The following is a 9658-nucleotide window of genomic DNA, read 5'->3' as shown; positions in this document are numbered from 1 at the left end:
ATTAAAATGATGGGCAGTATTAATTCGGACAGTCTGAAAGACCTGGATGAACTGGAATGCCGCTTTGAATATTTGAAATCACAACTGGAGGACCTGCAAGAAGCGAAAACATCGCTGGAAGAAATCATCCGTCGGATCAATGTGGAGAGCAGGCGGTTATTCGTAGATACGTTTGATGTGATTCGTGGCCACTTTCAGGAAATCTTCCGGAAACTGTTCGGAGGCGGAGAAGCCGACATCATTCTGGAAGATCCGGATGATGTTCTGGAATGCGGAATTGAAATCGTGGCACGTCCGCCCGGCAAAGAGCTGCGGGGGCTGACGTTATTGAGTGGTGGTGAAAAAACGTTGACGGCGGTTGCCCTGTTAATGTCGATCTTCCGCAGTCGTCCCAGCCCGTTCTGTATTCTGGACGAAGTTGACGCCGCGCTGGATGAAGCCAATGTCGAGCGTTACGCCGGTCTGATTGACGATTTCAAGGAAACCACGCAGTTCATTATGATCACGCATAATAAGCGGTCTATGACTGTCGGGAATGTCCTGTATGGAGTTACAATGGAGCAGTCAGGTGTCTCCAAGCGGATGTCGGTGCGATTTGATGACATCAGCGAAGACGGCAACTTCAAACAGGCCAATTCGTCCAATAATGCTTCCGAGGCAGCGTAGACCGTTTTTCTGAATTTGAATTGGTCTTTGCAAATGGGATGAACCGGGGCTAACGCCTTTCGGCTAATAAGTCATTCCGGCTGTCAAAGTACCTGAAAACAAGATCAGCCGCACGGCGTTAGCCGCGGTTAAAACCGACTTGGATCAGGTTGCGGTCCTGGAATTCACATTCAAAACAATAAATAAACACGACCTGGCGGAAACGGAATCAATTACCCGGGCTGCGATCGAGGTTCAAATGTCAGATTTGACACATTTTGATGAAGAGGGTGCCAGTCGCATGGTCGATGTCGGCGATAAAGCAGTCACTTCACGGACTGCGATTGCAGAATCTTTCGTCACGATGCTGCCTGAAACACAAAAACTCATTTTGGATCGACAGATTTCCAAAGGAGACGTGCTGGAGATCGCCCGCATTGCCGGAATTATGGCGACCAAAAAAACGGCAGACCTGATCCCGTTATGTCATCCACTCAGTCTCAATAGTGTGCGTCTTGATTTTGAGCCTCTGAATGAGACGACCATCCGCATTGAATCGACAGTAAAAGTTGATGGCAAGACGGGCGTCGAAATGGAAGCGTTGACCGCAGTCAGTGTTGCCGCTTTAACCATTTATGACATGTGCAAAGCTGTTGACCGGGCTATGAGTCTCGGACCGACCCGGCTTGTCGAAAAATCGGGCGGGAAAAGCGGCCATTATATCAGGACGGCGGACTGATCATTCGGGTTTCCAGTACAGCGAGACCTCGGTTTTCGATATGAATCGGCTTTGATTTGATCCCGAAATTCAGGAAAGCGCAATTTCGCCCTCTGAATTCACAGAGGGGGCCCCTGTTTGCATTCCTATCTGTAGACAGAATGCGTACAATGACTGCGAATCGTGGCCTGGGATTACAGGTCATATGTTCCGTGTTTAATAATAACCGACCGCCAGACAAAAACTGGAAAATCGAATCGATATTGTGGTGAGGCTGTAATGGGGGACCATCTTACGACACACGACCTGTTGGCACGTGTCGAAGAGTTAATTGGCGGTGAACTGGAACAGGCAGAACGCGTTTTTTTGAGCGAAGTCAGCTCGAAACACCCCTATGTTCACGACGTTCTGCAGCATATCACTCGCTTTCAGGGAAAGCGGCTGCGCCCGATCCTGCTGCTGCTTTCAGCGGCCGCAACGGGGGGAATTAAAGACAGTCATTTTGTGCTGGCTTCCGTGGTGGAAATGATCCATCTGGCAACGCTGGTACATGATGATGTGTTGGATGATGCCTTGATCCGCCGTCATGTGGCGACGGTCAATTCCCGCTGGAATAATGAGACCAGTGTCCTGGTCGGTGATTTTTTATTCACACATGCGTTCCACCTGACCGCCAGCCTGGGCGATGCACGTGCCTGCCGGTTGATTGGTCGTGCAACGAATCTGGTTTGTGAAGGTGAACTGGCGCAGATTTACGAACGGGGTAATCTGAATCTTTCCGAAGCGCAGTATTTGCAGATCATTAACGGGAAAACGGCTGAACTTTGTGCGATCAGTACACAATTAGGGGCGATCTACTCTGACGCTGACGAAAAAGTGATCCAGGCCATGGATGATTACGGTCGCGCCCTGGGGGTCGCATTCCAGATTACCGATGATTTGCTGGATTTACTCGGCAATGAAGAACAAATGGGTAAATCGCTCGGCTCAGATCTGCAAAAAGAAAAGCTGACCCTGCCCCTGATTCGACTGCTGGATCAGTGCAGTCAGGATGACCAGACCGCGATTCAGGAAATTCTGTCCCAGCCGGATCCACAAACAAAATCGCGTCTCGCTCAATTTATTAAAAACAGTGATGCGATTGAGTATGCCGGCAATCGTGCTCGTGAATTTGCGAAACAGGCCAGGGAAGCGCTCAAATTTTGTCCCGAATCACAGGCGAGACAGATTCTTGAGGAACTGACAGAATTTGCTATCCAGAGAACGATCTAATATCATGGGGGAGTAATTCAATCGTAAGATTGCATTCAACCGGTCGTGGAGAGCAGGGCGTCTCTCAATTTACGACTGTGACCTATCAGATAAAGAGGCCAGAGTACATTGCACAGTAATCCAATATTCATCCGGGAAGCGTTGACGTCTCCCCGTCAACTTCGCCACTACCTGATTCGTTCCGGTTACGTCGCTGCGTTCTTTATTCTGATTTTCACAGCCGGCCAGACGATTTTGGGAACGCAGCAGATTCAGACCACGACCATTGGAGAATTTGCCCGTCTGGGAAATCTGATCTTCCAGATGATTGCCTTCCTGCAGTTGCTGCTCGTACTTTTTTTCACACTTTTATTTTCGGCGGGAAGTGTCGCCCAGGAAAAAGACCGCGGAACACTGATCCTGTTACTGATGACCGAGCTCAAAGACCGTGAGCTGGTGAGTGGTAAAATCCAGTCCAGCCTGCTCATCGTGTATGTTCTGCTGGCTGCGTCCATTCCGGTATTTGTGTTCCTGTATATGCTGGGAGGCATTGAGTTACCACAGATTATCTGGGTGGAAATTCTGTGCCTGATGACGGTCTTCGCGACCGGTAGCTGGGCAGGACTGGTTGCCTTCTGGCGAGAAAAAACATTCCAGACGCTGGCCATCAGCGTGTTAGGTATGGTGGCCTTTCTGGGAGTGGTGGAACTGCTTGCCAGTCTTGTGAGCGCACAATCGGGAGTGCGTCCCTGGATTGCCGGCTTAAATCCGTTTCGCTCACTGTATGAAATACTGAATCCCCTCTCTTTGAGCACAGGGTTGCAAGCAGTCACGATTAGCGCCTGGCCGTCGCTGATCAGCCTGTTCGTATTGGGCATGGCACTCAAAACTTACACCGTTTTCCGGTTGCGAGCCTGGAATCCTTCACGTTCCGTGTATCAGTCAACGAAGAAGGAAAAAAAAGAAACGGTCATCATCAAAGAGAAAACCCGTCAAATCTGGTCGAATCCCGTCATCTGGCGGGAGATCATGACCAAGGCTTACGGGAGAAAAGCCTTTGTGATTAAGCTGGCTTATTTTCTGCTGGCTGCGTTTAGCCTCTGGTCTGCTTCCACTTCAGAGGCGGTTGCCGAGGGGACGCTGTATCTGGGTGTGATTCCACCACAAGGGCTCGCGTTTGCCGGGATTGCCTGGTTAAGTCTGGTACTCGCGAACACGCAGGCTGTCACGTCGATTACATCAGAAAAAGACAGTAAAACGCTGGAGCTGTTACTGGTGACCGATATTTCCGCCAAGGAATTTGTGCTGGGGAAATTAGGGGGCATCTTCTATAACTGTAAAGAACTGATTCTGGTCCCGACTCTCATTTTAGTCTATCTTGTGAGCCAGGGGGTTTTTTCTACGGAAGGCTTCCTGTGTGCACTCGTTGGCTTTTTAACGCTGATTATATTTGCGGTCGTACTCGGTTTGCATATGGGGCTCACCTATGACAACAGTCGTTCTGCAATCGGCGGCAGTCTGGGAACCATGTTTTTCCTCTTTGTGGGAATTGGAATTTTCATGATTCTGCTGGTTCAGGCGCGGTCTTCTTTTGCTTTGCAGCTGCAAAGCTTCCTGGTATTCATTGTTGTTGGAAGCGCGGCACTGCATTCCGCGTTAACGCACCGCAACCCGTCCCGCGCTCTGGCTATTTCTGCGTGGTTGCTCCCTTTCCTGACATTTTACGCGATTACTTCCTTTTTGCTGGGGGGGACGCTGGGAGTGCTGGTTACGATTCTCTTTGCTTATGGGCTTCCCGTTCTTTCCATGTATATTCCGGCAGTTTCCGAGTTTGATGTTGCCTTGGGAAAAACCACTTTTGATAAAGGATAGAGTGGCTAACCCTGATTCATGATAATCGCATTTATTGATACCATCGCAATTTGGTTTCCAGGGTCACTGGCGTTATTCGCCTTGACTTGTGCTTCCGGGTTCTTTTCGGGAAGCGAGACAGCGATCTTTTACCTCTCGCGGGCTGAACTCAGGCAATTCAGTAAAGGTAAGCCGAGCGAACAGATCGTCGCAACGCTGGCTGCGGACGCAGACCGGCTGCTCACGGCTGTCCTGTTCTGGAATCTGTTGATTAACCTTTCGTATTTCGCCGTCGCCGGAGTGATCGCAAAAAGGCTGGCGGATGCAGGGATGACGGCGGCGGCCGGTTTTTTCAGTGTCGGCAGTCTGCTGGCAATTATTCTGTTCGGTGAAGTGCTTCCCAAGAGTCTTTCGATTGTCTTCCGCAAAAAGATTGCAGTGGCCGTCAGTTGGCCGCTGGCGATTTCCGTTCGCGTGCTTGATCCCGTAATCCCGCTGCTGCAGAATATCAGCAGATTAATGCGACGCACGTTCTGGCCTCAAATCCAGAAAGAATCTTATCTGCACTCCGCAGATCTGGAACGAGCCGTGGATGCGTCGGGCGCCAGCGAAGAAGTCATTCGTCATGAACGACAGATTCTGCACAACATTCTGGATCTTTCAGAAATGCTCGTGGAAGAAGCAATGCGGCCCAGAGGAACGTACCTCACGTTCAATATGCCATTGAAACTGGAAGACCTGACGAAAATTACTCCCAACACCGATTACATCATTTTGCGGAAACGCGAGAATAATTCCGATGAAATCAATCAGATCATCTCTCTGTCGGACCTGTCTTCGTTTACGGAAAAATCGCTGAATCAAAGATCGAAGCGCATCATTCATGTTCCCTGGTGTGCCAATCTTGCCGATGTCTTTTCGCGATTTCAAACGGAAGATTGTCACTTTGCTTCCGTCGTTGATGAATATGGAGAGACCATCGGCATTGCCACCTATGCTGATATCATTGATACCATTCTTTCACCGGAACCAAGTCGGGCCAAACGAATTTTAAGGCGTGAACCGGTGCGTGAAGTTTCTCCGGGCGTGTACCACGTAGAGGGGATTACCACGCTGCGTTACCTCTGTCGCAAGCTGCAGCAGGATTACGAAATTGCTGACGACGGCTTGTTAACGGTCGCCGGGATGTTTCATGAAAAACTGGAACGCATCCCGGAAGTGGGTGACCTTTGCGACTGGCAGGGCTTTCAGTTGGAAGTGATTGAAGTTCGCAAACTGGGGCATTTGATTGCGGAACTTAAAAAAGTAGAACCACCCGTCAATGAAGATCTGACTGGGGAATAGCATTAATCGATGCAGGCGTTAGTGCGGCGGTTGAGTGAATCGAATTTGAGAGTCAGATGCGAGATTCCTGCCGGATATGCTTCATTTTATTTTCGCCGCTGTGTCAGCAGCGTGTTAAACAGGCTTTCCGCGGTTTCAAACACTTTCACATTCGCAGCTGCCTGATGTTTCAGTAGCGGGAGATCCATGATGCCACTATTGATCAAAGGGCTGCTCTCTCCGGCTTCGCTTTCGCTTCCTGAAGCGACATTCACGGCAATCTGATCTACACGCTGACTGATTCGGTGTATGCTTGATAAAGCTGTATGCATCGCAGACGTAACAGAAGAAATTGCCATCAGAGACTCCGGGCATTTTAGCCTGTATCCAGATTCTGTGGGAATTGCTGCGAATCAGGCAGTAAGCAGGTAAAAACTAATTCAACGAATGCATTTTTTCCCTGGTTAATATAGCATATCATCGGAACGCTGGTCGAAAGGAATGAGGGAGCAGTGATTCGCAGGCAGGGTGGCCCCAACAAACGTCTCAGCTGTAACAGTCATGCCGCCTGTAAGGGAAATGGCGATGAAACCGTATTTACTTCTTCCACATGCCGGATAATAAGTAAAACGCGATGATGGGAACGCTGATCGTCGTCAGCACAAAATTCCAAGGCCATGTCTGTGGAAAAACATTGTTTTTCAGGACAAACTGATCGATTAAAATCGCACCGCAAAAAGCCCAGCCACTAAAAATGAACGCCAGCTGTTTCTTTTCTTTTAATTGGTCAGGGGATAACTCGTTCTTCCCTTTGGAGGGTTTACGTTCTTGGACTTTTTTCTCGGGTTTTGGAGCTTTGGAAGACTTTTTGGAGGCGCTTTCAACGGCGGTTGTTTCTGCTTCCTGTTCGCCGTCATCGTTGCGTGTTTCTGCAGCGGCATAATATTTTGCGATCCCCTGGCTGATGGAACGGGGAGTCGCCAGAACCCAGCGGGAGGGAACCTGGTAACGCATCCGCAGCTCGTCTTCCAGATCATGCGTGGGACGATCGGCGCAAGCGACCAGCAAAACGTCGTCATCGATGAATAAAGGCAGAATTGTATTTCGTTTAGCAACCTGCTGCGGCAACAGATCCAGAATACTGTCGTCGGGGAAGGTTTCCTCTAAGTCAATATAAGGCACGCCTTGAGAACGGGCGAGGGCCTGAGTCGCTATTTCGGCATTTACCAGACGCATCTGGACCGCTGCATCGCGCACCGACAAACCGCGTTTCTCTGCAAATTCGACTAACTCGCGAGCCTGAGTTTGATTAATATGTCCCAGCTCGATGAGGATCTCCTCGACCGATTGCGGGCCTGTTTTCTCATCCTCATCAAATTCACGTCCCAGACTTTCATCGTATTCTCTTTTACGCTCCGGGTCCGTCAGGCAGAGCATGGCTTTTGCCAGCTCATTCAGCAATTCCTGCGATTCATTGGAATATTTACCGGAAGCGTATTTGCGAACGTGCGCATTTAATTTCTTATAGTAGGCACGGATTTTTTCTTCATCATCTTCGAATTTGACCAATCGCAGTAAGTCATAATGATGTGGAGGGCGATCCCCTTCCGGTATTCCCAGCCAATCCTTATAGACATCTATTGCCACCGCAGAGGACTCCTTACTCTTGGATCAAAAACGATGTGTTGAATCTCAAATTGATATTACAGTCAATCCCTTCTCAGGGGCTCAGTTTCAGACGCGAAACATCGCCCCTGGATGGGATTGTTACTCTACCAGGTAATCCTGGGCCAGGAGTTCGAACCGATCAACGCCGTCCTTGTCCAGTCCTGAATCACGCACGATTTCGGTCGCCGACTCATTATTACCGGTCAATTCCCGTGCCGACGCATGAATACGACCATTCGAGTCGTAGCGATACGTCACTTCCACAGGTGAGCCTTTCGGCAGATTGGGAGGTAAATTCAAAATGCGGAAATCGCCAATGGTGGAACAGGCATCAGGGTCACTGGCCTCGCCTTCCAGAATGACGACGTGGATACGCTGCTGATTGTCTGTCGTCGTAACAAATTTCTGGCTGACACTGGCGGGGATCTCGGTATTCCGCTTAATCATGATATGATTGATTTTGCGGTTTCGATCATTGGGATCCGTGATTTTGACTCCCAGCGAGTGCGAGTTCACATCAGCAGTGCTGACGCTGCGTAAACGCTTGATGACCGTCTGGGCCATGCGGCTTTCACCGCCGGTGGCCCGGGCTTCAAGAATGGCCGCGTGAATGGCGGCACCCTGTGCGACTGCCTCTTCCGGATTCATCGTGCGTGAAGGTTCGCTGCCGCAGACTTTCTTCAACATCTCTTCGACGACAGGCATCAGGGTGGAACCACCGACCAGCACGACATCGTCCAGTTGGCCTCGTTCCACTCCCGCCTGCTGCATAACCAGTTCCGTCGTGTCACGGGTTCTCTGCAGCAAATCTGCGGTCATCCGTTCGAAGTCGCCTCGTGTCAAGGCGACCGTTAAGGTGTTGCCTTTATGATAAATCGATACGGGAGTCTGTGCTTTCTGGCTTAACTCGCGTTTTGCGTCTTCACACTCCTGCACGCAGGTCCGCATCGTCACGGGATCTTCCCGGGGGTCGCTGCCAAATTTCTTTTTGAACTGCTCTGCGACGTGGTCGACAATACGTTGACTCCAGTCGAGCCCCCCCAGCATGACGTCGCCATCGGTGGCGAGTACGCGGAATTGTGTGGGAGAATATCGCACAACCGTTACGTCAAACGTACCACCCCCCAGGTCATAAACCAGAATGGTTCGATCCCCGTCCGGCATCGCGCCGGGGTTGCCTAACTCATCCCGTTTCCAGGCATAAGCCAGAGTCGCCGCGGTAGGTTCATTGATGATATCAATTACATTCAGACCGGCAATGCGACCGGCGTCCTGAGTCGCTTTGCGGCGCACATCGTTGAAATAATAAGGTACGGTAATCACGGCGTTGGCGATGGGCCCGATTTCCTTTTCAGCGTCCTGCTTCATCTTTTTCAGAATCAAAGCAGAAAGAAATTCGGCTGTCAGTTTTTTTTCCTGATAGACAACATAAAAATGATCGTCTCCCATATGCCTTTTGATGGCTTCGATAATGCGAGAGGGATCATCCTCAATGGCCGTTCTTTCAAAAGAGGGACCAACAACCACGCGGCCTTCCTCTCCCAGTAAAACGACCGAAGGCGTAATTGATCGCCCATCGGTATTCTTCAGGGAGATGGGTTGACCTTCAGTGTTAAGTTGTGCAATTGCTGAGTACGTTGTTCCCAAATCAATGCCAACAGTATGACCTTCAACAAACTTCATAGTGCTACCTTAATTTCATTAATCAAGCAGGTTCATCATGGATCAGGACGTTAGAGTGGAATTAAAGAGAATCAGGAATCAAATCAGGAGACTTCCCGCTTCACTTCTCATGATTCCAAAATTCAAGATTTGTATTACCAGTTCATCTATGTGCCGGCTTAACTCACCTATTCTGCCACTGATGGGATGGGGAATCAAGGACTTGATTGGTGTGAAACCAAAAACTGGCAAAGTCTTAACGGAATGGATTATTCGTTTGTGGGCAAAAATTCAGTGTATCATCAGAACCATCATATTCCCTGCAATTGATACACTCCCTGTGAGATGACTGATAGAAGTGTAGCCGGATCCGGCTCAAAGTACACTCTCGTCATCAGATCCATTGCGGATTATGTCACTATCCCATTAGCCGGCTTTCGTCTGAGGGAAACAGAATTCGCGTAAGGCTTGGCTCTCGGCGAAGTTCACTCTACAATCTAGTTCGCTGTCAGAGTTCATGTCAGGGCCACCAGCTTGCCG

The 9658-nt window shown here is 49.7% G+C and carries 7 protein-coding genes and 1 pseudogene; 5 read left to right on the top strand and 3 right to left on the bottom strand.

All coding sequences use genetic code 11. The features are described from left to right. The 5 genes and pseudogenes from Q0294_RS04460 to Q0294_RS04440 all read left to right on the top strand — a co-directional run. Positions 1 to 666 (top strand): annotated as a pseudogene (locus tag Q0294_RS04460) (chromosome segregation protein SMC); the annotation flags it as partial. A 238-nt stretch (positions 667 to 904) separates the two neighbouring features. Continuing rightward, a complete protein-coding gene (moaC, locus tag Q0294_RS04455; protein ID WP_299461345.1) occupies positions 905 to 1384 on the top strand; it encodes a cyclic pyranopterin monophosphate synthase MoaC in 480 nt (159 codons plus the stop codon). A gap of 258 nt (positions 1385 to 1642) precedes the next feature. Then, a complete protein-coding gene (locus tag Q0294_RS04450) occupies positions 1643 to 2635 on the top strand; it encodes a polyprenyl synthetase family protein (protein WP_299461343.1) in 993 nt (330 codons plus the stop codon). Between the two features lie 108 nt (positions 2636 to 2743). Continuing rightward, the gene (locus Q0294_RS04445; RefSeq protein ID WP_299461341.1) at positions 2744 to 4486 is read left to right on the top strand and encodes an ABC transporter permease; all 1743 of its coding nucleotides are present in this window, start codon (positions 2744 to 2746) and stop codon (positions 4484 to 4486) included. 18 nt (positions 4487 to 4504) lie between these two features. Then, positions 4505 to 5809 (top strand): CNNM domain-containing protein, encoded by a 1305-nt coding sequence (locus Q0294_RS04440; protein WP_299461339.1) that lies wholly within the window; start codon positions 4505 to 4507, stop codon positions 5807 to 5809. An 86-nt stretch (positions 5810 to 5895) separates the two neighbouring features. On the opposite strand, the gene Q0294_RS04435 is transcribed toward Q0294_RS04440, so the two are convergent. From Q0294_RS04435 to Q0294_RS04425, 3 genes are all read right to left on the bottom strand, one after another. After that, positions 5896 to 6147 (bottom strand): hypothetical protein, encoded by a 252-nt coding sequence (locus tag Q0294_RS04435; protein ID WP_299461337.1) that lies wholly within the window; start codon positions 6145 to 6147, stop codon positions 5896 to 5898. A gap of 238 nt (positions 6148 to 6385) precedes the next feature. Then, positions 6386 to 7435, bottom strand: coding sequence for a general secretion pathway protein GspE (locus tag Q0294_RS04430; protein ID WP_299461335.1), 1050 nt, complete (start codon positions 7433 to 7435; stop codon positions 6386 to 6388). 120 nt (positions 7436 to 7555) lie between these two features. Further along, the gene (locus Q0294_RS04425; RefSeq protein ID WP_299461333.1) at positions 7556 to 9139 is read right to left on the bottom strand and encodes an Hsp70 family protein; all 1584 of its coding nucleotides are present in this window, start codon (positions 9137 to 9139) and stop codon (positions 7556 to 7558) included. Positions 9140 to 9658: the final 519 nt, after the last annotated feature.

Source organism: uncultured Gimesia sp. (assembly GCF_937919775.1).
Classification (GTDB): domain Bacteria; phylum Planctomycetota; class Planctomycetia; order Planctomycetales; family Planctomycetaceae; genus Gimesia.
This window is presented reverse-complemented; position numbering and strand designations above follow the sequence as displayed.

Excerpts from the sequence above, each read along its gene's own strand:
- Q0294_RS04440 (WP_299461339.1), top strand. The coding sequence starts at position 4,505 with ATGATAATCGCATTTATTGATACCATCGCAATTTGGTTTCCAGGGTCA.
- Q0294_RS04450 (WP_299461343.1), top strand. The coding sequence starts at position 1,643 with ATGGGGGACCATCTTACGACACACGACCTGTTGGCACGTGTCGAAGAG.
- Q0294_RS04425 (WP_299461333.1), bottom strand. The coding sequence starts at position 9,139 with ATGAAGTTTGTTGAAGGTCATACTGTTGGCATTGATTTGGGAACAACG.
- moaC (WP_299461345.1), top strand. The coding sequence starts at position 905 with ATGTCAGATTTGACACATTTTGATGAAGAGGGTGCCAGTCGCATGGTC.
- Q0294_RS04435 (WP_299461337.1), bottom strand. The coding sequence starts at position 6,147 with ATGGCAATTTCTTCTGTTACGTCTGCGATGCATACAGCTTTATCAAGC.